General features: G+C 41.0%; 21 protein-coding genes. 12 read left to right on the top strand and 9 right to left on the bottom strand.

Annotated features, from left to right (window positions below; translation table 11 throughout):
- Positions 1 to 228: 228 nt before the first annotated feature.
- The gene (locus IMPJCBKJ_RS03430; RefSeq protein WP_166338810.1) at positions 229 to 1335 is read right to left on the bottom strand and encodes a phosphoribosylaminoimidazolesuccinocarboxamide synthase; all 1107 of its coding nucleotides are present in this window, start codon (positions 1333 to 1335) and stop codon (positions 229 to 231) included.
- Positions 1336 to 1552: 217 nt separating this feature from the next.
- On the opposite strand from IMPJCBKJ_RS03430, the gene IMPJCBKJ_RS03425 reads away from it, so the two are divergent.
- Genes IMPJCBKJ_RS03425 through IMPJCBKJ_RS03410 form a run of 4 tightly spaced genes read left to right on the top strand, consistent with a single transcriptional unit; the run spans position 1553 to position 5117 of the window.
- Positions 1553 to 2626, top strand: coding sequence for a CDP-glycerol glycerophosphotransferase family protein (locus IMPJCBKJ_RS03425; RefSeq protein ID WP_240920987.1), 1074 nt, complete (start codon positions 1553 to 1555; stop codon positions 2624 to 2626).
- Positions 2627 to 2642: 16 nt separating this feature from the next.
- Complete coding sequence (locus IMPJCBKJ_RS03420; protein ID WP_166338808.1) at positions 2643 to 3341, top strand: ABC transporter ATP-binding protein; 699 nt, start codon at positions 2643 to 2645, stop codon at positions 3339 to 3341.
- Positions 3328 to 4620 carry an ABC transporter permease gene (locus IMPJCBKJ_RS03415; protein ID WP_166338806.1) on the top strand — a complete coding sequence of 431 codons (1293 nt, stop codon included), beginning with the start codon at positions 3328 to 3330 and terminating at the stop codon, positions 4618 to 4620. The genes IMPJCBKJ_RS03420 and IMPJCBKJ_RS03415 overlap by 14 nt, the downstream gene beginning before the upstream one ends.
- Positions 4621 to 4628: 8 nt before the next feature.
- Positions 4629 to 5117: a DUF3299 domain-containing protein gene (locus tag IMPJCBKJ_RS03410; RefSeq protein ID WP_166338804.1), complete on the top strand. Its 489-nt coding sequence runs from the start codon at positions 4629 to 4631 to the stop codon at positions 5115 to 5117.
- A gap of 33 nt (positions 5118 to 5150) precedes the next feature.
- Here the strand turns inward: IMPJCBKJ_RS03410 and mutM are convergent, their stop codons facing one another.
- Positions 5151 to 5960: a bifunctional DNA-formamidopyrimidine glycosylase/DNA-(apurinic or apyrimidinic site) lyase gene (gene mutM / locus IMPJCBKJ_RS03405; protein ID WP_166338802.1), complete on the bottom strand. Its 810-nt coding sequence runs from the start codon at positions 5958 to 5960 to the stop codon at positions 5151 to 5153.
- 11 nt (positions 5961 to 5971) lie between these two features.
- On the bottom strand, positions 5972 to 6463 hold the full coding sequence (locus IMPJCBKJ_RS03400; protein WP_054552702.1) for a hypothetical protein: 492 nt from the start codon (positions 6461 to 6463) through the stop codon (positions 5972 to 5974).
- 151 nt (positions 6464 to 6614) lie between these two features.
- Between IMPJCBKJ_RS03400 and IMPJCBKJ_RS03395 the strand changes: the two genes are divergently transcribed.
- Positions 6615 to 7541, top strand: a complete 927-nt coding sequence (locus IMPJCBKJ_RS03395) for a manganese-dependent inorganic pyrophosphatase (protein WP_054552703.1) — start codon at positions 6615 to 6617, stop codon at positions 7539 to 7541.
- 65 nt (positions 7542 to 7606) lie between these two features.
- On the opposite strand, the gene rlmB is transcribed toward IMPJCBKJ_RS03395, so the two are convergent.
- From rlmB to IMPJCBKJ_RS03370, 5 genes are all read right to left on the bottom strand, one after another.
- Positions 7607 to 8353: a 23S rRNA (guanosine(2251)-2'-O)-methyltransferase RlmB gene (rlmB, locus tag IMPJCBKJ_RS03390; RefSeq protein ID WP_166338800.1), complete on the bottom strand. Its 747-nt coding sequence runs from the start codon at positions 8351 to 8353 to the stop codon at positions 7607 to 7609.
- Complete coding sequence (rnr, locus tag IMPJCBKJ_RS03385) at positions 8350 to 10833, bottom strand: ribonuclease R (RefSeq protein WP_166338798.1); 2484 nt, start codon at positions 10831 to 10833, stop codon at positions 8350 to 8352. Before rnr ends, rlmB begins: the two co-directional genes overlap by 4 nt.
- Positions 10834 to 10978: 145 nt before the next feature.
- A complete protein-coding gene (locus IMPJCBKJ_RS03380; protein WP_054552706.1) occupies positions 10979 to 11581 on the bottom strand; it encodes a response regulator transcription factor in 603 nt (200 codons plus the stop codon).
- On the bottom strand, positions 11578 to 12696 hold the full coding sequence (locus IMPJCBKJ_RS03375; RefSeq protein ID WP_166338796.1) for a histidine kinase: 1119 nt from the start codon (positions 12694 to 12696) through the stop codon (positions 11578 to 11580). Before IMPJCBKJ_RS03375 ends, IMPJCBKJ_RS03380 begins: the two co-directional genes overlap by 4 nt.
- Positions 12697 to 12710: 14 nt before the next feature.
- Positions 12711 to 13037, bottom strand: coding sequence for a multidrug efflux SMR transporter (locus tag IMPJCBKJ_RS03370; protein WP_054552883.1), 327 nt, complete (start codon positions 13035 to 13037; stop codon positions 12711 to 12713).
- A gap of 215 nt (positions 13038 to 13252) precedes the next feature.
- On the opposite strand from IMPJCBKJ_RS03370, the gene IMPJCBKJ_RS03365 reads away from it, so the two are divergent.
- The 7 genes from IMPJCBKJ_RS03365 to queG all read left to right on the top strand — a co-directional run bounded on the left by IMPJCBKJ_RS03365 (position 13253) and on the right by queG (position 20612).
- Positions 13253 to 14101 (top strand): DUF350 domain-containing protein, encoded by an 849-nt coding sequence (locus IMPJCBKJ_RS03365; RefSeq protein WP_166338794.1) that lies wholly within the window; start codon positions 13253 to 13255, stop codon positions 14099 to 14101.
- Between the two features lie 20 nt (positions 14102 to 14121).
- Positions 14122 to 14940 carry a hypothetical protein gene (locus IMPJCBKJ_RS03360; protein WP_166338792.1) on the top strand — a complete coding sequence of 273 codons (819 nt, stop codon included), beginning with the start codon at positions 14122 to 14124 and terminating at the stop codon, positions 14938 to 14940.
- Positions 14930 to 16456 (top strand): polyamine aminopropyltransferase, encoded by a 1527-nt coding sequence (locus tag IMPJCBKJ_RS03355; RefSeq protein ID WP_346774150.1) that lies wholly within the window; start codon positions 14930 to 14932, stop codon positions 16454 to 16456. The genes IMPJCBKJ_RS03360 and IMPJCBKJ_RS03355 overlap by 11 nt, the downstream gene beginning before the upstream one ends.
- Positions 16457 to 16543: 87 nt before the next feature.
- Positions 16544 to 17410 (top strand): DMT family transporter, encoded by an 867-nt coding sequence (locus tag IMPJCBKJ_RS03350; protein WP_054552710.1) that lies wholly within the window; start codon positions 16544 to 16546, stop codon positions 17408 to 17410.
- Complete coding sequence (locus IMPJCBKJ_RS03345) at positions 17407 to 18105, top strand: glycerophosphodiester phosphodiesterase family protein (protein ID WP_054552711.1); 699 nt, start codon at positions 17407 to 17409, stop codon at positions 18103 to 18105. The genes IMPJCBKJ_RS03350 and IMPJCBKJ_RS03345 overlap by 4 nt, the downstream gene beginning before the upstream one ends.
- 84 nt (positions 18106 to 18189) lie before the next feature.
- Positions 18190 to 19407, top strand: coding sequence for a methyl-accepting chemotaxis protein (locus tag IMPJCBKJ_RS03340; protein ID WP_166338876.1), 1218 nt, complete (start codon positions 18190 to 18192; stop codon positions 19405 to 19407).
- Positions 19408 to 19478: 71 nt separating this feature from the next.
- Positions 19479 to 20612 (top strand): tRNA epoxyqueuosine(34) reductase QueG, encoded by a 1134-nt coding sequence (gene queG / locus IMPJCBKJ_RS03335; RefSeq protein ID WP_166338874.1) that lies wholly within the window; start codon positions 19479 to 19481, stop codon positions 20610 to 20612.
- Positions 20613 to 20628: 16 nt separating this feature from the next.
- Here the strand turns inward: queG and IMPJCBKJ_RS03330 are convergent, their stop codons facing one another.
- Positions 20629 to 21756 (bottom strand): response regulator, encoded by a 1128-nt coding sequence (locus tag IMPJCBKJ_RS03330; protein ID WP_166338790.1) that lies wholly within the window; start codon positions 21754 to 21756, stop codon positions 20629 to 20631.
- Positions 21757 to 21775: the final 19 nt, after the last annotated feature.

Raw genomic sequence — 21775 nt, 5'->3', positions numbered from 1 at the left:
TTAGTGAATTAGTTACAGTAATAACTTTGCTTAGTATTACTTTCGTTATCAATTAATCTGTAATGTCAGAAAGGTGGAGACTATTGGGATCATGTTTATCCCGTTTAATTACCTTATACATCATTCAGAAGTGAGTACAGAAGGTAATAAAAAGCCAAGCAATGTTATTTGTGACAGCTTGGCTTTAAAAATAGCATTTTAGCTATGAATAAAATTAGTAAATGCCTATTAATCGTGCTTAATTAAGCCGTAATCACTATCTAAAATTGCGATTACTTCACTTCTTGGGTCACTAGGAATAGTGATTTCTTGACCAATAATTTTACTCGCAATGCCAACGTAGGTATCAGACACTTCAAGCATCACTGATTCTGGCAAGGTGTAGTCTTTAGCAAGCTGCTCACGCTCGCCCATACGGTCTTTATTTAATAACACGTCGCTGTCTGGCACGTTATTAATTAATAACTGGCGGAAACCCTCTTTTGAGTTTTCAATGATTTTACCGTCACGGTAAGCTGGACCATCCCAGATACGTGATGAGTCTGGTGTGCCTACTTCATCGATATAGATAAGCTTATCTGAACCATCAATGTCTTCAACATAACCAAATTCAAATTTAGTATCGACAAAGATTTGATCAAGCTGTGCAAGTTCATCACTGATCAGCTTAAAGCCTTCAACAAGTAATTGCTCATATTTAGCGACATCATCTTCAGATTTGAAGTTAAAAACAGCTAAATTATTCGTAATATTTTCACGGGTAATATTTACATCATCTACTTCAGGGATCTCAGCAACACCGGTAATAATGCCTTTCGTTGATGGCGTAATTAACACTTCATCTAGCTTTTGGTTCGCAGCTAAGCCCTCTGGTAAATCAATACCACAGAAATTACGCGTGCCTTTCGCGTAATCACGCCACATACTGCCAGTAATATATTGGCGAGCGATGGCTTCAACTTTTACAGTACTTGCTTTACGCACAATCCATACATAAGGGTGTGGAATATCAACAATATGGTTACCAGCAAGGCCTGCTTTATCAAATAACTTAAACCAATGAGATGCCACAGAGTTTAGCGCGATACCTTTACCAGGCACACCATTTAAACCGTTTTCACCTTGCCAAATACAATCAAACGCAGAAATACGGTCAGAAATAACCATAATAGCTAGCTCAGTTCCTTTTGGAACTTGATAACCTTTTTCATTAATTAAACGAGCGCTGTCTTCATCAGTTAACCAATAAACTGAACGCACTTTACCACTGTGTACCGCACCTTTGGTACGGATCGGTAAATCATCGTTTACGTCTAAAACTTTATAGCTAGTCATGCTATCTCCGATAGTATTTGGCATGCTCTTGTGAGCACATGTATGGGATTGGGGTTATGGCCGCTTATAATAATCTAGACGCTTTGAAAGCTCAATCATTGCACTATCATCAGCTGCCTGCGGATGTAATAAAAACCATAAAAATTTAAACTTTCAGTAATTTTGCTGTCATAAACATTATTTCGCTATACTAGTGCCCTCGAAATAGGAGGTTTTCTTGGATTACTTAGCAGCTACCGCAGAAAAAAAATATTTAATGTTTATTTCGCAGAACTATTCGTACGCGATCTTACGCCCATTACAACGGGAGATTTTAGCCCGTGGCGGTGAAGTTAAATGGTTTTTACATGGGAAAACTGTAAATCGTGATTTTCTTGATGAAAACGAGCAAACCTTAGATAGCGTTGAGGCTATACACGATTGGCAACCCGATGTACTTTTTGCACCTTCTAATAGCATTCCCACTTTTATACCTGGGGTTAAAGTTGGCGTATTCCATGGTTTTGATGCGGGGAAGTTAAATAGCAAAGGCCAAAATGACCATTTTAAAGTCAGAGGTTGTTTTGATTTGTACTGTACGCAAGGGCCAAATACTACAGCTCCTTTCCAAGCTTTAGCTAAAAAGCATGGCTTTTTTCAAGTAAAGGAAACGGGCTGGCCAACACTGGATCCTTTTTTTAGTGAGATTGAAAACAATCCATACAAAAACCCAGACGACAACAGAAAAACACTATTAATTTGTTCGACTTTTTCAAAACGCCTGTCTCTTGCACCTAAATTATACGAACAAATAAAAGCGTACAGTGAGCAAGGTAAATGGCGAATTTTGGTACAATTCCACCCGAAAATGCCAAGCGAGCTTGTTGAACAATACAAGGCTCTACAAAACGAAAACCTAACCTTTGTCGAGACAGATAATGTATTACCGCTGTTGCAAGCTGCTGATGTCATGCTGTGTGATACCTCATCTATTTTGCTTATGTTTATCTTACAAAGAAAACCCGTCGTGACTTTCTGCAACCAAGCACCCGGCGAGCACCTTATTGATGTCACTGATGTCGATAAACTAACTGAAGCGATTGATTATGCCTTCACACAGCCTGCTGAATTAATGGCGAAAATTGAGCACTTCTGCCAGCAACTGCATCCATATCAAGACGGCTTATCGAGTCAACGTGTACTTGCTGCTAGCAATGAATTACTATTGAGCAATCCTGCACTTAAGCCGAAACCACGTAATTTTATTCGTAATTTTAAAATGCGTAGAAAATTAAATTACTGGCGATGGTAACAATTCATAGGTCGTTATGATCACGCTTGAAAATGTGCTTTTTAAATGGCACGCAAAACAATCCGAGCCGACGATCGATATTACTAAGCTAGATATTGATCAAGGCGAACATGTTTTTCTTCACGGTCCGAGTGGTTGTGGTAAATCAACGTTATTATCATTGCTTGCTGGCGTCACAGTGCCAACACAGGGCAATATCGAGCTGCTTGGTAAAGCGATTAACCAACTTAGTAATAGTAAACGTGACCGTTTTCGTGCCGACCATATTGGCTATATTTTTCAAAACTTTAATTTACTACCTTATTTATCGCCTATTGAAAATGTGACTTTGGGTTGCCAATTTTCAAAGCAAAGGCAAAAAAACGCATTAAAAAATAGTGCAACAATAGCCGCTGAAGCAAGCCGCTTACTGAGCGCTTTAGGGCTAAATGATAACTTGCAGCATCAAGCAGTTGCACAGCAGAGTATTGGCCAGCAACAAAGAGTTGCCGCAGCGCGAGCCTTTATTGGCAGCCCTGAAATTATTATTGCAGATGAACCTACCTCAGCACTCGACACACAAAATCGCCAAGCCTTCGTAAAATTGTTATTTGAGCAGGCAAGCGCAGCAAATAGCACGCTAATTTTTGTTAGCCATGATGAAACATTACAAACACTATTTACCCGAAGTGTCAGCCTTGTTGAGTTACAAGGAGGCACAGATGCTACTCATTAAACTCGCCACAAAAAGTTTATTAAACCGTAAGGCCAGTGCCCTACTCACTTTGTTTACAATAGCCATAAGCGTGATGCTACTCATGTCGATTGAACGGGTTCGAGTTGATGCTAAAAGTAGCTTTAGCAATACAATTTCTGGCACTGATTTAATTGTCGGTGCGCGTACCGGTGACATCCAATTGCTGTTGTCTTCGGTCTTTCGCATTGGTCATGCAAACAATGGCGTGAGTTGGAAAAGCTACCAATTCATCTCTGGGCAACGGGGTGTGAAATGGGCTATTCCTATGTCGCTTGGCGACAGCCATAAAGGCTTGGCTGTACTTGGTACAAATAAAGACTATTTTGAGCACTATCGCTTTGCTAAAAAGCAGTCGTTGAGCTTTTCACAAGGCCATGAATTTAATCACTTATTTGAGGTTGTTTTAGGTGCAGAGGTTGCCAGCAGCTTAGGCTATCAGCTAGGCGATGAAGTGGTGATTGCGCACGGCATGGGCAATACCAGTTTTCATAATCATGACGATAACCCATTTAAAGTGGTCGGTATTTTAAATTCAACGGGCACGCCTGTTGATAAAACCCTGCATATTCCACTTGCAGCAATTGAAGCGATTCATGGTGGTCATGCTCATCAGCATGAAGCCGTTCAGGCTGATGCAAATGACCACGACCACGACCACGACCACGACCACGACCAGCATGATGATGTTGATTTAGTTGGCACACCAAAACAAATAACCGCTTTTTTACTTGGTTTTGATTCACCACTTTATACCTTACAAGTGCGTCGTAATATTAACCAATACAAAGATGAGGCACTGCTTGCCATCATGCCGGGGGTTACTTTGCGTGAACTATGGGAAATGCTCTCTATCGTTGAAAAAATCTTGCTATTATTTTCTATCGTCGTGGTGCTGATCAGTTTGCTTGGCATGTTAACGAGCCTGCTTTCAAGCTTAAATCAACGCCGCAGAGAACTTGCTATTTTGCGCTCTGTTGGCGCAAGGCCATGGCATATTTTCACCTTGATCAGTGTCGAATCGTTACTTATCACAGGGCTTGGCTGCATTGTTGGCACCTCACTGTTCTATGCTTTAATGCTACTCGGCGCAGATTACTTGCAAAGCCATGCCGGAATAAGCCTAAATATTGCTTTATTGTCATCCTATGAACTCATGCTCTTAGCTGCGATAATGGTCGCAGGCTTTATTGTTGGGTTAATTCCTGCAACCCGTGCGTATTTCTACTCTCTTGCTGATGGCATGAGTATTAAAATTTAAGGAATGTTATGCCGTTTTTTCGAAAATTCGTCGCTTTAGTCGCATTAGTTGTGTGTGCTAGCGCTAATGCTGGCGCACCTAAAGAAATCTTCTGGGAAGATTTAATTCCAAAAGGTCATGTGCAAATCGATACCCAAGCACAAGCAAACCATGAAGGCTCTGAACAAAACTGGGTGCAACCAGACCTTGATGCTCCCGTGGTAAAAGAACTTAATGGTCAATCAGTAAGTTTGCCCGGCTTTGTTGTACCACTTGAAGGCGACAGCGAAGTGATCACCGAGTTTTTATTGGTCCCTTATTTTGGCGCCTGTATTCACGTGCCACCACCGCCGCCAAATCAAATTGTGCATGTCACGATTAAAGACGGCGTACCAATCGAAAGCCTCTACGATGCGATTGTCGTGACTGGCGTTATCAGCACCGAAACCTGGTCTGGTGAAATTGCTCAAGTAGGCTACAAGATGAAAGCCGTTGGTGTAGCACCATTTGAACTGTAATGAAAAAGCACGCCTTGGCGTGCTTCTTCATTGTTATTTTTGACAATTAGAGCAGTACACAGTGCTTCTTTGTCCTAACCTAATTTCTTTTAATGGCTCTTTACAATTGACACATGGCTCACCTTTGCGACCATAAACCAGTAATTGCTGGGCAAAATAACCAGGCTTACCATCACTTTGAGCAAAATCTTTTAATGTTGTGCCGCCTTGGGTGATAGCCGCAGCAAGTGTTTCTTTAATAATAGGCACTAATTGCTGATAACGCTTTAAAGACACCTTGCCGGCTTCTCGTTTCGGGTGAATTCCGGCCTTAAATAACGACTCATTGGCATAGATATTACCCACACCAACTACCACCGCGTTATCCATAATAAACTGTTTTATCGGTACTTTTTTATTTCTAGACTGTTCGTAAACACGCTTTGCAGCGAACTCATCGGTAAGTGGCTCCGGCCCGAGTTTGGTTAACAAGGTATGACATTCGCCTGGCGCTTGCCACAAACAGGCACCAAAGCGACGCGCGTCGTTGAGTCTTAGCGCTTTACCTGAGGCTAAAATAAATTCGATATGGTCGTGCTTTTTTAATGGCTCATCAGCACTCACAACTCGTAAGTTGCCCGACATTCCTAAGTGCAAAATAACACTACCCAGCTCACAACCGAGTAATAAATATTTTGCTCTACGCTCTACTGAGGTAACTTTAAGTCCTTGTAATTGATATACATCATCAGGCACAGGCCAACGCATACTGGCGTTATGAATATTTACTTTGGTCACTGTTTGGTTAAGCACATGCGGCGTTATTCCCAAACGGCTAACTTCAACTTCTGGTAATTCAGGCATCTGTGACTCTCTTAAAACGGGTATAACGGAAATAACTTAGCAGCATCAGCTTGTTCAAGCTCAAATACTCGTTGTAACCGCTTATCTAATAAATAGTATTGCTGATCTATGTTGTACAACTGATACACCGCTGGCAACTGCTCCCCAGCTAGCCACACGGAGGCAACATAATCAGCCGATGTCTGTGAAATTTTACTAACAGGGAGACTGGCAATAGTCAGTTTTTGATGTTGCCAAAGTTCAACGAGTTGTTCGAGCTGCTGCTCATCGCCTTGCCATGTGGTTTCTTGCAGTGATTGGCTACGCCAAGAGGTGCCGATACGTTCGATTTTTAATTCTGGAAATGCCATTGCTAAAATGAAACTTTGCTCTGGGAGTAATGCTTGTACTCCTTCTTCAACGGGCTGTGTATTGAGCTTTTTATGTAGGCCATTGAAGAAAAAAATCATCAATAGCATCGAAATAATCACCACATTATTCCATGCTTTTCGGCTCAAGCGCATCAGTATCTTCCTCAGTTTTCAATATCTTAAAGTGTAACCAAAAAGGACATTAATTGGCAGTTGTAATTGATCAACAAAATTTCATGTCTGTTATGTATCAATCTGTCGATACTTTGCTAAAATATCCGCCAAATTTAAAGGAGTTCCGTCAATGTCAATGTATGTAGTGGGTCATAAGATCCCTGATTCAGATTCAATTTGCGGTGCAATTGCGCTTGCTTACTTAAAAAACCAGATCAATGAACCTGCGATCCCGACGCGTTTAGGTGAAGTATCACCTGAAACACAATTTATTCTAGATAAATTCGGTTTCGAAGCACCTGAGCTAAAACTTAGCTACGCGGGCGAAGACGTTTATATCGTTGACCACACAGAAAAAACACAAGCACCTGATGACATCGATGAAGCACGTGTTGTAGGTGTTGTTGATCACCACAAATTAGGCGACTTAACTTCGTCAACACCACTTGAGTGTTGGATCCGCCCAGTGGGTTGTTCAAACACTATCATCAAAATGATGTATGACTTCTACAACGTAGAGATTCCAAAAGATATCGCAGGCATCATGTTATGCGCAATCTTAAGCGACACTGTAATCTTTAAATCACCAACGTGTACAACAGCTGATATCAAGTGTGTTGAAGCACTTGCTGAAATCGCTGGCATCGAAGATTTCAAAGAACTGGGCATGGAAATGTTCAAGGTTAAATCAGCAGTGGAAGGCACACCTGCACGTGATTTAGTAATGCGTGATTTCAAAGACTTCAACATGAACGGTAAGTTAGTAGGTATTGGCCAGCTAGAAGTTATAGACCTTGCTGTATTTGATGAGATCAAAGCAGATCTTGAAGCTGACATCGCAAAGCTTAAAGAAGAAGGCGGTCGCCACTCAGTATTACTCCTGTTAACTGATATCATGAAAGAAGGCTCTGAAATGCTAATTGCGTCTGATGACGTATCAGTAATCGAAGCTGCCTATGATGTTAAATCAGAAGACGGTCGCGTATGGTTAGATGGCGTATTAAGCCGTAAGAAGCAAGTAGTACCACCACTACAAGACGCTTTTGCAAAGATCTAATCAGAACTGTTAGATACAAAAAAGCCGATGTTACATCGGCTTTTTTGTGTCTGAAATTTACCAAGTTAGATTTGCGTTGCATTACGCTGACGTAACACTTCAAATAAACAAATACCGGTCGCAACTGACACATTTAAACTAGATACCGTACCAGCCATTGGGATTTTAACTAATAAGTCACAATGCTCACGTGTAAGACGGCGCATACCATCCCCTTCAGCACCCATAACAACAGCCATTGGCCCTGTTAGATTTGCATCAAATAACTCTGTATCTGTTTCACCGGCAGTGCCGACAACCCAAACGCCAGCATCTTTAATTTCACGTAGCGTACGCGCAAGATTGGTGACTTGTACCAATGGCACTGTTTCTGCTGCACCGCATGCGACTTTACGCGCTGTGCCGTTGAGTTTTGCAGACTTGTCTTTAGGAACGATAATCGCGTGCACGCCCGCAGCATCTGCAGTACGTAAACAGGCACCTAAGTTATGCGGATCAGTAATGCCATCAAGCACCAGTAAGAAAGGCGTTTCTTCATGGGCAATGATCTCATCTAGATCTTTTTCGTTGTACATGCGCGCCGCTTTTACATTAGCGATAATGCCTTGGTGCTGCTCACCATTTGCTTTATTATCAAGCGCTTTACGCTGCATAAATTGTACAGAAATACCGAATTTACGTGCTTGGTCAATAACCGGGTTTAAACGTTTATCTTCACGTCCTTTTAAAGCGTATATTTCTAAAAAGCGCTCAGGCTCTTTTGCTAATATTGCTTCAACTGAGTGAAAACCAAAAATTAATTCATTACTCACGTATTATTTGCTCCTCGGCCATTACGTTTACGGGCATTCTTACCCGGTCTTTTTGCCTTTTTAGTGGTTTTTTTCTTACTCTTCTTTTTGCCAGCTTTTACAGCATCAGCTTGTTTACTATTAGGCTTTTTACGCCCTTTAGAAGGTGAAGACTTGCCACGTTTTTCGTTGTCTTTATCGCCTGATTTTGCCTCAAAGCTGCCTGACTGCGCTTTTTTACCAGGAATTTTACCTGCTTTAAGCTGAGCACGAACACTTGGTTTTGCAGGAGCACTACGGCCACGACGACGCGCATAACGGTCTTGTTGCGCTTCACCTGCTAACACTAAGTTTATGCGTCGCTCATCAAGACTGACAGATGACACCTGAACCGTTAATTTATCGCCTAAACGATAAACGGTGTGCGTTTGTTCACCAATCAAGCAATGCTTAGCACCATCGTAATGGAAGTACTCATTGCCCAGGTTAGTTACATGGATCATGCCGTCGATTTGTAAATCGTCTAAGCGTACAAATAAACCAAAGTTAGTTACCGATGAGATCACCCCACCAAATTCGTCACCAACATGGTCTTGCATAAATTCACATTTAAGCCAATCTGCGACTTCACGAGTCGCATCATCAGCACGGCGTTCAGTGGTTGAACACTGCTCACCTAAAATATCAACTTCGTCATCAGTGTAGGCATACTCACCCGATGTTTGCTGACCTTGCGCTTTAAGTACCGCTTTAATTGCACGGTGCACCACTAAATCAGGATAACGACGAATAGGCGACGTAAAGTGGGCATACGCCGGTAAAGCTAAACCAAAGTGGCCAATGTTATCAGGCTGATACACCGCTTGCTTCATTGAACGGAGCAGCATGGTTTGAATAAGCTCAGCTTCTGGGCGGTCGCCTAATTTAGTTAACACGTGAGTGATTTCTTTTGGTGTTGGCTCATCAGAAATCGCGGTTTCGATACCAAGCTCTGATAAAAAGTTTCTGAAGAAACCAAGCTTTTCAGCATCAGGCTCATCATGCACACGATAAAGCGCACTTGCCTCGTGCTTTTCTAATAATCGGGCTGCCGATACGTTCGCTAAAATCATGCACTCTTCTATAAGTTTGTGTGCATCATTGCGAACCACTGGCACGATTGATTCAATCTTACGGTGTGCATTAAACACAAAACGCGTTTCTAAGGTTTCAAACTCAATCGCACCACGTTCTTGGCGTGCTGCTTTTAGTGCCATATACATCTGATGCAAGTCAGTTAAATGCGGCACCATCTCGGCATATTCTTCACGCAGCTTTTCATCGCCTTGTAAAATCGCATTCACTTTCGTGTAGGTAAAACGAGCGTGTGAATTCATCACCGCTTCGTAAAATTTATACCCAGACAACTTACCTGCTTCTGATACTGTCATCTCAGCAACCATACACAAGCGGTCAACTTTCGGGTTTAATGAGCATAGGCCATTCGATAACACTTTTGGCAGCATCGGAATAACTTGCTCAGGGAAGTACACTGAGTTACCACGCTCGATCGCTTCTTTATTCAGAGGCGTGTTCATTCCTACATAGTGCGACACATCGGCAATGGCCACCCATAAACGCCAACCACCTGAAGGCTTGCGCTCACAATAAACGGCATCATCAAAGTCACGGGCATCTTCACCGTCAATGGTCACCAGCGGTAAGTCACGTAAATCAACACGACCTTGCTTTGCTTGCTCATCAACAAACTCACCTAAATGAGCAACTTGCTTTTCAACCGCTTCTGGCCACACATGAGGAATATCGTGATTGCGTAGTGCAACTTCAATTTCCATACCCGGTGCTAAGTGCTCACCTAGTACCTCAGTGACTTTACCTACCGCATTCATATGTCGGCTAGGGTTTTGGGTAATTTGCACCTGCACCATTTGGTTGTGGCGCGCGCCATTTTCACTACCCGGTAGTATCATAATGTCTTGCGTTATGCGTGGGTCTTCAGCCACAACAACTGCAATACCATGCTCAACAAAATAGCGGCCAACTATCGGTGCACGTTCATTGGTTAAGACCTTAATGATACGTGCTTCGCATTTGCCGCTAGCGCCTTTGCGATTACCTTTAGCAAGCACAATGTCACCGTGCAACACCATATTCATTTGGTGCTTGGCGATAAACCAATCTTTACTCTCACCTTCAACTTCTAAAAAGCCGAATCCGTCACGATGACCAATGACCTTGCCTTTAACCAAGCCTGATTCATCAATCAATGCGTAGCATTTAAACTTATTGAAATACAGTTGACCATCGCGCTCCATAGCACGTAAACGACGTTTGAACGCAATTTGACGTTCTGTATCATTCACATGTAATTCGTCACAAAGTTGTGTGAAGTTTGCTGGTTTGGCACGAGATTCTAAGTGAGTAAGTATAAACTCACGGCTAGGGACGGGGTTTTCGTACTTTTCTTGTTCTCGACTGAGATTTGGATCCTGTTTTGACATTCACTATCTTGTTAGTTGGTTATGTTGTTATTTTAACCCATAACCTAACAATGAGACAGGCAAAAGCTATGAAACTTTTAAGAAATTAATTAAACCTGTTTTCGCACTCAAATTGCTCAATAATTTAATAGCAAAATTAAGGACCTTATAACCACCCTTTTCTCTTTGCAATTCTAGCAGCGTCGATACGGTTACTTGCATTTAATTTACTAATCGCCTCTGACAAGTAATTACGTACGGTTCCCTCACTTAAGTATAATTTAGCTGCAATCATTTGCGTTTTTAACCCCTCTGCAGCTAACTTTAATGATGCCCGCTCTTTTTCAGTTAGTGGGTCTCTATCATCTAAAGCACTTAAAACTAATTCAGGATCTATCACTTTATGCCCAGACATGACTTTTTTAAGTGCTAGAATTAAACTATCACTTGATGCCTCTTTAAGAATAAACCCCTTTACACCAGCATCTAAAGAGCGCCTGATATAGCCTGCTTTAGAAAAAGTAGTCATGATTACTATACGACTTTCACTCTTTTCTATTGCCAATTTTTCAGCAAGTTCAATTCCTGATAACTCCGGCATTTCAATATCTGTAAGAACGATGTCAGGTTTACACTTTGGTATTTCAGCAAGCGCCACCTTGCCATTTTCAGCCTGACCAATTACTTGAATATTTTCATCAAGGCCTAAAAGAGCAGCAACAGCTCCTCTAACTAACGCTTGATCTTCAACAAGATAGACTCTTATCATTCTGCCCGCTCCGATTTAATACTCAAAGGCAATTTAATAAATGCAACGAACTGTTGATTACAAAAACTAAACTCGGCCTTTCCCCCTAGCTGTAGAGATCGCTCTTTAATTCCCGATAGACCATTTCCAAGTGTAATTTGGCTAGTTTCATTTGCATTATTTTTCATTTTAATGTCAACACTATCCAGTGTTTGTAATATTGATATTTCACAATATTTAGCACTACTGTGGCGCAATATATTGGTTACAGCCTCTTTAATTATTAGGTTAACAACTCCTTCTAATTTTGCCGGCAAGTCAACAACCTTAATATTACGAATAACTTTGAAGCCACTCTCCTCTAACCGAACAATTAACCTATTAATTTGTGTATCTATATCCAATTCTTTTAAATCAGTTACAACTTTTCTTACATCGCTTAATAGCTCCCTAGCCAACTCCGCAACCTGAAAAATTTCCGACCTTGCTTGAGCCTGTCTATTAGCTTGACTTAATTTGCTCGCGAGCTCCGCTTTTAAAGCGATTGAAGATAAAGAATGGCCTAACACATCATGCAAATCTCTAGCTATGCGCTCTCGCTCTGCAATTGCTGCAAACTGCTCTAACTGTTTGCTATTTTGCTTTTCTCGGCGTTTATGGAAAAATTCATTACGCCCTGCAATACCATAACTAAATAAAGCGACAAGCAATATAAGAGAACCACTGAGAAAATACTCAGCATAATTTTCATTGATTATCTGGCTACTAGATAGCAAAGCTAAAAGTAGTATCGAAATTGCAAAAATACGCGCACGGTTCGAAAAGTTATAGCCTACAATATATGCTACAAAACCAAATAAAGTCGCGGAGCCAACTGTTAGATAACTAGCAATGACACAAACCAAAATAAGCGACATTAGCTGCAGCCAAACTTGTTCTGTTCCTCTTTGTGTTGCTTTCACATACAAATAAATAAAAATTAAGTACAACAGAACAATCGTGAACATCTGCATAAAGTCAGTGCTTTCAATTTGGAAAATACTCGGAAGCAAATAGAATCCCGAAAAAAGCAGTGGCCCCCAATTCCAAAAAGAGGTCAAATTCGTTTTTTTATCCTTAAGCCGACTATTTAACATATCACTTGCTTCTTTTAGTTGGTTTGAAATTTTAGCCCAATTATTCCGACTAAAATTAATATAATACAGATTATCTGAAATATCGTAATAGACTCTCTAAGCCATATCACACTAAATATTGATACCCCAACAGTACCAATACCGACCCAAATCGCATAACTAATCCCGAGAGGTAATGACTTTAAAGCAAATGACAAAAAGGCAAAGCTGGCCCACATAGCTGCAAATGTAACAACTGAAGGCCATAGCTTAGTAAAGCCATTTGACTGCTTCATAGCAAGTGCCCAAATAACCTCAAAAATTCCTGCAATTAATAAACTTATCCACGCCGCATTATTCATTTTTATTCCTCCAGAAAGTAGAGGCTTAACTATTACTTTTTCTACTTGCCGGAATAAGTGAATTTTGTCATTGATTGAACTGACAATTGTCATAAAAAAGCGATGAAACTTTTAAGAAATTGATTAATTCTGCCAAAAATGAAGCGTTGATATTCTTTGCAGCAAACACTCTGTGTTAATATTTTCGGAAAATAACAACAAGCTAACATAATTATATGGATATTAACTTAACCCATTACCTCGCAACGATGGCCTATAACAGTGCCTACATTGCTCTGTTCATTGCGATTATAGCCGTTGCAAAACTGTCGTATAACTTAGCAACCCCTTATAACACCACCAGCCAATTAACCGACAGTGCCAACAGTGCTTTAGGTTTATCTATTGGTGGCTATTTAGGGGCAATTACCATTATTTATGGCTTTGTTTTAGCTGGGCCTAGCCAAGGTTTACTAAGCGATTTGATGAATGTATCACTGTACAGTGTTTTAGGTATGGTGCTGCTAACCTGCTCACGTATTTTGAATGACAAATTACTGCTGCGTTTGTTCTGTAACCAAGAGCAATTAATTAACCAACAAAACGAGGCCGTAGGCTTAGTACAAGCGGCAAACTATATGGCTGCAGCGCTGATCATTGGTGGTGCATTAACCGGCGAAGGCAGCTGGTTATCGGCCATTGTGTTTTATTTTTTAGGGCAACTAATGCTGATCATTTTTGCCAAAGGCTATGATCACCTCACTGCTTTTAATCTTCACGAACAGCTCGAAAAAGGTAACAAAGCCGTAGCGCTTAGCTTTTCTGGCACCATGTTGGCGCTAGCTATTATCTTGTGTCATGCGCTCATTGGTGGCTTTCATACTTGGCAACAAAGCTTAAGCTTATTCTTTATTGACGCATTATTTGGCTTTTTAATTTTACCAATTGTGCGTTACCTCGTTGATAAAATTATCTTTAGCAAAATTTCACTCGACCAAGCAATGTACGACAAAAACACCGCCGTAGCGGTTATTGAAAGCAGCATTGCAATCTGTGTTGCTGTTATCATCACTATCGCTATTTAAGCTTATTTATGGAGTAATGGATGAACATCTATAAGCTTTTTATTATTGCCGCTATCACATTTGTTGTTTGCTTAGTGATACGTGCTGATTTACAAGCGCCACTTATTAGTGGCCAATATGGCAACTTTAAAGACTACGACGGACAAGACAAACCTTACCTATTTACAGTGCCAGAAGATGGCCAAATAATGCGCTTAGAAATTAAAGGCAGACTGCCTTTAAACTCATGGAAAGCCATTGATATCGAAATTTTTGACCCTGATGGTAACTACTTATTTAGTTACTCTGATGAACTTTGGGCAGAAACCGGACACGATTCAGATGGTAAATGGACTGAGTACCGTGATTATACTCATCACGATGTCCACTTCCCTAAGAAGGGGCAATATAGCGCCTACGTCAGTAGTACGTTTGGCCCAAATAAGCGTGCCGAACATTTTAGTTATACGTTTCGTATTATCCCAATCAAAGGTAACAGTAATTTCATGTTACCGCTGTTATGGATTTCTGGCTTCATCGGCGGTGTAGCGCTATTTGTAATGCTGCATCGTTTAGAAGCTGAGCGTGAAGGCTCCGATATTACTTATAAACCAATCAATAAGTTAAACCCTGAGGCTATAAAAGCAATGGAATCGCGCATCTCAGTTTGGCCTATTGTGTTACTGTTTTTAGCACCCGTGCTCTTCTTTTCCTTCTTGGCATATAGCAAAGGTGACAAAGAGCAAGATTGGCAAGTTTACTCCTATCACCACCTCACGATAAGCGTTGATAAACAATTGCGTGAGCAAAGTATTGGCAGTGCAGGTTTCCGTTCACGAGGCGGCCCAGGTGGTAAATAAATCAATTCGCGAAAGCCACATTTTACTGTTTAGCATTTTTGTTGCAGGCCTTTGCTCTATTATCTATGAGCTACTGATCGCAACAACGGGTGCCTACTTTTTGGGTGATAGCATCACCCAATTTTCCCTGACGATTGGCGTCTATATGGCGGCAATGGGGGTTGGCTCTTATTTTTCGCGTTTTGTGCCTGATAAGCCATTGCTGGTGTATTTTATTGGCTTTGAGTTAGCGCTTGCGCTACTTGGTGGTTTGAGTGTGCCCTTGCTGTATTTCTGTTATGCGTTTGGTTTACCGCTGCAAGCAATTAGTATTTTACTCACCACGCTAATAGGGATTTTGATTGGTTTAGAAATTCCGCTGTTAAGTCGCCTAATGGAAAAACATTATGCGCTAAAAGCAAACCTCGCCAATGTGTTATCTATTGACTACTTTGGCGCCCTACTTGCGACTTTACTGTTTCCTTTTCTATTTTTACCTTGGCTTGGGGTTTTTAAAACAGCGTTAAGTTTTGGCTTAATGAATCTAAGTATTGCGCTGTTATTGCTGTGGTACTTTATCGACCATATCAGCCCAAATCGTCGAAAAGTGCTTAGGCTCACGCTTGTTTTAGTTAGCTTAATATTGGTGCTTTGTTTATTTGCGAGTAAACAGCTCACCCATCTTTGGCAAAGCCAAATCTACGATGACCGTGTTGTACACTCAGAGCAAACGCCCTATCAGCAAATTGTACTCACTCGTCATAAAGATGATATTCGGCTTTATTTAAACGGTGGCTTGCAATTTTCATCGATTGATGAGTATCGCTATCACGAAGCGCTTATTCATCCCGCTATGGTGCGCCATGGTAATGCAAAACGTATTCTAATTTTAGGTGGTGGCGATGGCTTGGCGGCCAGAGAGCTTTTGAAATACCCGCAAATTGAGTCTGTTACTCTAGTCGATTTAGACCCTGCAGTAGCTAGGCTTGCGCAAACTAATCACAACCTGACAACTCTTAACAAGCACTCACTCAGTGACCCTAAAGTGACGGTTATTCATCAAGATGCTTATGTGTTTATTGAGCAAAGCGAACAGCTGTTCGATATTATTTTTATTGATTTACCTGATCCAAAAGCAATCAATTTAGCACGGCTTTACAGTCAGCAGTTTTATCAACTAGTAAAAACACGATTACCAAATAACGGTATTGTAGTGACCCAGGCCACCAGCCCATTTTTTGCGAAACACGCATTTTGGTCTATCAATAATACGCTCATTGCAGCAGGCTTTGCGCACACCTTGCCTTACCATTTAAATGTACCCTCTTTTGGAGAGTGGGGCTTTGTTATGGCTTGCAACTTGATGTGTAGTAACCAACAAGTATTACCGGTTAAAACCCGCTTTTACCGCCCTGAAAATGACTCACAATTGTTTATTTTTACCCCAGATATTAGCGCTAACAATGAAAAAGTATCGACGCTTGATGAGCCTAATGTGCTGCACTATTACTTGCAGGGGTGGAAATATTGGAACTAAACGAATGGATTAGCCCATTTAGGGAGTTTACAAAGTAAAGGATTACCGTTACAAAGAGAGTTAATAACAACAATAACAAGGTTTGTAATGCAGGCGCACAAACAGAGCCTAATATACTTACATATTGCAGTACTCCTATTTGGGGGGACTGCATTATTCGCTAAACTAGTCAGCCTAAGTGCATTAGATATTACCGTTTACCGAACAGCGATTGCTGGCTGTGCCTTACTGATCTTACTTACAATTCAACACAAAGCGATTAAGCTTCACTCGCGTCGCGACTACCTTATAGCCTTGTTACTTGGTGTCACTGTTGGAATACATTGGCTCACCTATTTCGCAGGTATGCAATTAGCAGGAATTGCTGTCGGTATGATTGCCTTTTTTACTTATCCTGTTATCACGGTGTTTTTAGAGCCTTTTTTTCATGGCAGCAAACCACAGCTCAAAGATATTTTTAGCGCCTTAGTAGTAATGCTTGGTATTTATTTACTTATTCCTGATGCCAGCTTAGGCAATGATGTCACCCTCGGTATTGCTATTGGTATTTTGTCAGCGTTCTTTTTTGCTTTTCGAAATATCGTTCATAAGCGTTACTTTAGCCAATATAGCGGCCCACAAACCATGCTTTACCAAACTTGGATCGCCTGCATTATGCTGTGTGCCTTTGTCGAGGTACCGCCATTACAAGTTGATACAATAAATTGGCTGCTATTAATTACTGTAGGGGTTATTTTTACAGCAGCACCGCATTCACTGTTTGCAGCAAGCCTAAAAAACTTATCAGCTTCAACCGCTGGTTTAATATCGTGTTTGCAGCCTTTATACGGTACGTTTTTCGCTTTTTTAATTTTGCATGAGCAACCTTCAATTAGCACTCTTATTGGTGGCGCACTAGTTATTAGTGCCGCTTTTTATGAAACATGGTCAGTGACTCGTAGGTATAAGCAATGATGAAAGTATTCGCTCACAGAGGTGCCAGTGGTACCTACCCAGAAAATACTCAAAGCGCCATTATCGCCGCTGTTGATTTAGCAGTAGATGGCATCGAAATTGATGTGCAAAGCTGCCTTGATGATTACATGATTATTCACGACACTTGGCTTGATCGTACAACTTCAGGTCGCGGTAAAGTAAACGCCTGCTCAAAAGAGCAAATTCAACAATACGATGCAGGCAATGGCGAATGCGTGCCCACTTTACAACAGGCAATCGATTGGGTTGGTAATAAAACTTTACTTAATTTAGAGCTTAAACATACTTTTTCGTTAGACAAGTTTGTAGAGCTTATTGAGTCAAATGTCAGTGCAGGGAAAATATCTCGGGATAACCTGTTAGTCTCTTCATTTGATCACCACCAACTGATGTGGCTAAAGCAAAAACTGCCGTGGGTAAAGATTGGTGCACTTACCGCTTCTATCCCAATTAATTACAGCGAGTTTGCGCAAAAACTGCATGCCTATAGCATTCATGTAGATAAAAACTTTATAAACCATGAGTTTGTTGCTGACGCAAAACAACGCGGCCTTCAAGTTTATGCTTACACGGTCGATAAAGTGGAAGATATCGAATTAATGCTAGAGTATGGCGTAGATGGTATTTTTACTAATTTTCCGTGTCATACACAAATGACACTGCAGTCACTGTAACTCAACAAAACTAAGCTATACTGTTGAATTATGTGACATTGAATAATAAAAAATTACGCCAAAATGAATCAACACAACACCTTAATGAGTAGCTATATGCGCATTTATAATTTTATCGAACAAACTTTCTTTTACACTCTTACACGTAAGATTGTCGGTAATTTAGGTTTTGTGTTTGCGTTTCAGGCCATTACTTTGATCTGGCTTTATAGCAGCCTGTCAGAGCAACAAGCTGGCATGGGACTATTTTGGTTAATGACCTTTGTTATCATCGCGAGCTTTATTTTTACTATTTTCTACATGCGCTTTTTAATTGTGCGCCCAGTGCAAGCAATGCGCGATACACTTGAGCAAATCAACCGTCATGATGCAGATTTATCTGCCAAGTTACCGCATTTTACCTACGATGAATTTCGTGATTTAAGTGAGCAGTACAATACCTTTACAGTTCATTTAGCAAATCTATTAGCCACCACATACCAAAGTGCACAAGCCAGTGCAGATAGTAGTTCAAAGATGACTCATTCAATGCAGCAAACTGCAGAAATGAGCCACCAGCAAATCAAGTTTAGCCAAACCATTACTGATTCGAGTAACCAAATAACTTCAAGCCTTGAGAATATTTCAGCGAACACTGATAGCGTGCACCATGTTAATAGTGAGCACTTAAACTTTGTAAAACACTCAGCCACTGAGTTATCAGCATTAGTTAAAAAGGTCGCGATGATTAGCCAAATTTTAGGTAACTTTTCTGCAACGGTGTCTGGCCTAAAAGAAAACAGCGAGAACATTCGCGCCATTTTAAAAATGGTAGAAGAGTTTTCTGACCAAACCAATTTACTTGCACTGAATGCTGCAATTGAAGCGGCACGTGCAGGTGAAGCTGGCCGAGGCTTTGCCGTGGTTGCCGATGAAGTTAGATCACTATCGGTTAAAGTAAACGACGCAACCCGCCAAATAACTGATTTTATTAATCAAATGAATAGTCTTGTTAGCGAAACCAATAAAGAATCTGAGCAACTAATTAACCACTCGAGTGAAGCTGAAACAGCGATTAGCAATACCTCTACAGGCTTTAGTAATATGCTTAGCGAATTTGAGCAAAACCAACAACAACTACAGCAGATTGTTAGTGCGGTGCATTTACTAGAGCAAACTCAAACCCACACTCATCAAACTGTTGAGCAAATAGTTGCTCTGGGTGAGCAAGCAAAACAGCAGATTGATGAATCACTCGCTGACTGCCAACAATCACACAAACTGAGCCAACAAACCCAAGAGCAATTAAAACGCTTTGTGTAATCGGCTTTTAACTGCTGCTCTGAGTCAAACTATGTTAAAGTAGCCGCTTCTTGGCTACTTTTTTATTGACCGTGACAACACCCGCTATTGATTATGAACAACTCGCACTGCAAATAAAGCAATGGGGTAAAGACCTTGGCTTTGCAGAAGTCGGGATCACAGATATTGACCTTACGAAACATGAAGCTCAACTGCAGCGCTGGTTAGATTTAGGCTATCACGGTGAGATGGAATACATGGCAACCCATGGTATGAAGCGAGCGCGCCCCGCAGAGCTGGTACCTGGCACGCAACGAGTCATCTCAGTAAAAATGAACTACCTACCGCCTGATGCAAGCTTTGCTAGGAACCTCAAACAAACAGATAAAGCGTACATCAGTCGCTATGCATTAGGTCGTGACTATCATAAATTAATTCGCAACCGCCTAAAAAAATTAGGCCAACAAATAGAACAGCATATAGGCCAGCTAGGTTTTCGTCCTTTTGTTGATTCAGCCCCCGTGCTTGAAAGACAATTAGCCGAAAAAGCAGGCTTAGGCTGGCGTGGTAAAAACAGTTTGCTAATCAATAAAGAAGCGGGCTCTTGGTTTTTCTTAGGTGAGCTGTTTGTTGATATACCGCTACCTATTGATGAAGAAAATAGCTTTGAGGGCTGCGGTAAATGCGTTGCCTGTATGACACTGTGTCCAACTGGTGCGATTGTCGAACCTTATGTAGTCGATGCCCGTAAATGTATCTCTTACCTTACTATTGAATTGCAAGGCGCTATTCCTGAAGAGTATCGCCCACTGTTAGGTAATCGCGTTTATGGCTGTGATGACTGCCAATTAGTTTGCCCGTGGAATCGCTATGGCCAGCTGACCGATGAAGCCGACTTTCACCCAAGAAAACAACTTAAAGATCAAGACTTACTGACCTTATTTGCTTGGGATGAGGCAACCTTTCTAAAAAATACTGAAGGCAGCCCTATACGCCGCATTGGTCACGAGCGCTGGTTAAGGAACCTCGCTGTCGGATTAGGTAACGCTGATTACAATGAGCAGATAATTGAGGCTTTAGAGCAAAGGTTAACAACCGCTAGCGCTTTGGTCGCTGAGCATATTGAATGGGCGCTTGATCAGCAAAAAAATAAGCGCCAGTTAAAGCTTCGTAAAACTGCGCGCTTAATTCGCATTGTTGAAAAAGGACTGCCCAGAGATGCTTGATAGCTTAAGTTGTAACTTACTGCTTTAATAATTGCGATAAATCATTTTCAATCTCTTTGAATGCCGCTTTTACTCCCTGAACTGACTCTTCACGTGCAACAGAGTTTTGAATGGTTTCGTCGACCTTTTGATAGATAAAAACCTCTTGGTCCTCATCTAAGCCCATGGTTGGTATACGTCGTTCTAAGTCTTCTTGAAGCTGCTTAAATACAGCCTCGTTATTTACACGATTTTCATTTAGAAGTTCGATGAGTCCCGAAAACTTGCTGTGAACTTTACCTACAGCATCATTAAGTTGTTGCTGTTGTCTGAGCAATTCTTTTTTTGTGATGATCGCTTTAAGCTGCTGCTCTGTAACACTGACTAAAAAGCAAATATGATCCCGAATTCGACCATGCTTATCAGGGTCTTGGTCTGGCATATTTAAGATTAGTAAGCTGATCATTTCGTAATTGACTAAAATTCGATTCGAAAATTCATGGAGTCGGCCTTTATTTTTGAGCATTTCAAATAACTCAATAACGATTGGCGAACACATGCCCGAAATTGAAAAGTGCTCAATGCCAGACTCTAAGCGAAACTCAACATTGCTTTGTAAATCAAATGAGCTTAGACAGTTAAGCAGAGCCTTACCCAGCTCTTGCTCATCTTCAATAGCACCTATATGCTCGATATAGTTGACTATTTGCCCCATTTCACTGCTGTTCGCCATCGCATTAAATGCTGTTGAAGTCGCATCTTCAACTTGTTGCTCTAGCGATTCTTTTTCTATCAATACTTGATGTAAGTGCTGCAGTTTAAGCTTTAATTCTTCATGCCCGAATGGTTTAACTATATAGTCCTCAGCTCCGACTGAATAGCCTTCCATACGCTCTTCAACCGTTCCTCTTGCTGAAACAAACATAACGATTATTTTCTCGGTATTTGGATTCTCTTTTAGTTTTCGACAAACATCATAACCACTCATTTGTGGCATACTCACATCAAGCAGAATAACCTGAGGATCAAACTCTTCAACTACTGCCAAACACTCTGGACCGCTACTGACCATTTTCAGTTCAAAGTCGAGCTCTTCAAGAATCTCTTCAATTATTTCTAAGTTAAATGGTTCATCATCGACGGCTAAAATTCTCTTTAAGGCCATGTCTAACACTTCCGTTTTA

Source organism: Pseudoalteromonas sp. MB47 (genome assembly GCF_011319765.1).
Taxonomy (GTDB): domain Bacteria; phylum Pseudomonadota; class Gammaproteobacteria; order Enterobacterales; family Alteromonadaceae; genus Pseudoalteromonas; species Pseudoalteromonas simplex.
Note: the sequence above shows the minus strand (reverse complement) of the source record. Positions and strands in the feature narration are given on the sequence as shown.

Coding starts and splice junctions, on each gene's coding strand:
- IMPJCBKJ_RS03380 (WP_054552706.1), bottom strand. CDS start 11,581: ATGATAAGAGTCTATCTTGTTGAAGATCAAGCGTTAGTTAGAGGAGCT.
- IMPJCBKJ_RS03410 (WP_166338804.1), top strand. CDS start 4,629: ATGCCGTTTTTTCGAAAATTCGTCGCTTTAGTCGCATTAGTTGTGTGT.
- IMPJCBKJ_RS03360 (WP_166338792.1), top strand. CDS start 14,122: ATGAACATCTATAAGCTTTTTATTATTGCCGCTATCACATTTGTTGTT.
- IMPJCBKJ_RS03370 (WP_054552883.1), bottom strand. CDS start 13,037: ATGAATAATGCGGCGTGGATAAGTTTATTAATTGCAGGAATTTTTGAG.
- IMPJCBKJ_RS03395 (WP_054552703.1), top strand. CDS start 6,615: ATGTCAATGTATGTAGTGGGTCATAAGATCCCTGATTCAGATTCAATT.
- IMPJCBKJ_RS03330 (WP_166338790.1), bottom strand. CDS start 21,756: ATGGCCTTAAAGAGAATTTTAGCCGTCGATGATGAACCATTTAACTTA.
- IMPJCBKJ_RS03365 (WP_166338794.1), top strand. CDS start 13,253: ATGGATATTAACTTAACCCATTACCTCGCAACGATGGCCTATAACAGT.
- IMPJCBKJ_RS03345 (WP_054552711.1), top strand. CDS start 17,407: ATGATGAAAGTATTCGCTCACAGAGGTGCCAGTGGTACCTACCCAGAA.
- IMPJCBKJ_RS03350 (WP_054552710.1), top strand. CDS start 16,544: ATGCAGGCGCACAAACAGAGCCTAATATACTTACATATTGCAGTACTC.
- IMPJCBKJ_RS03400 (WP_054552702.1), bottom strand. CDS start 6,463: ATGCGCTTGAGCCGAAAAGCATGGAATAATGTGGTGATTATTTCGATG.
- IMPJCBKJ_RS03340 (WP_166338876.1), top strand. CDS start 18,190: ATGAGTAGCTATATGCGCATTTATAATTTTATCGAACAAACTTTCTTT.
- IMPJCBKJ_RS03375 (WP_166338796.1), bottom strand. CDS start 12,696: ATGTTAAATAGTCGGCTTAAGGATAAAAAAACGAATTTGACCTCTTTT.
- rnr (WP_166338798.1), bottom strand. CDS start 10,833: ATGTCAAAACAGGATCCAAATCTCAGTCGAGAACAAGAAAAGTACGAA.
- IMPJCBKJ_RS03420 (WP_166338808.1), top strand. CDS start 2,643: ATGATCACGCTTGAAAATGTGCTTTTTAAATGGCACGCAAAACAATCC.
- IMPJCBKJ_RS03430 (WP_166338810.1), bottom strand. CDS start 1,335: ATGACTAGCTATAAAGTTTTAGACGTAAACGATGATTTACCGATCCGT.
- mutM (WP_166338802.1), bottom strand. CDS start 5,960: ATGCCTGAATTACCAGAAGTTGAAGTTAGCCGTTTGGGAATAACGCCG.
- IMPJCBKJ_RS03415 (WP_166338806.1), top strand. CDS start 3,328: ATGCTACTCATTAAACTCGCCACAAAAAGTTTATTAAACCGTAAGGCC.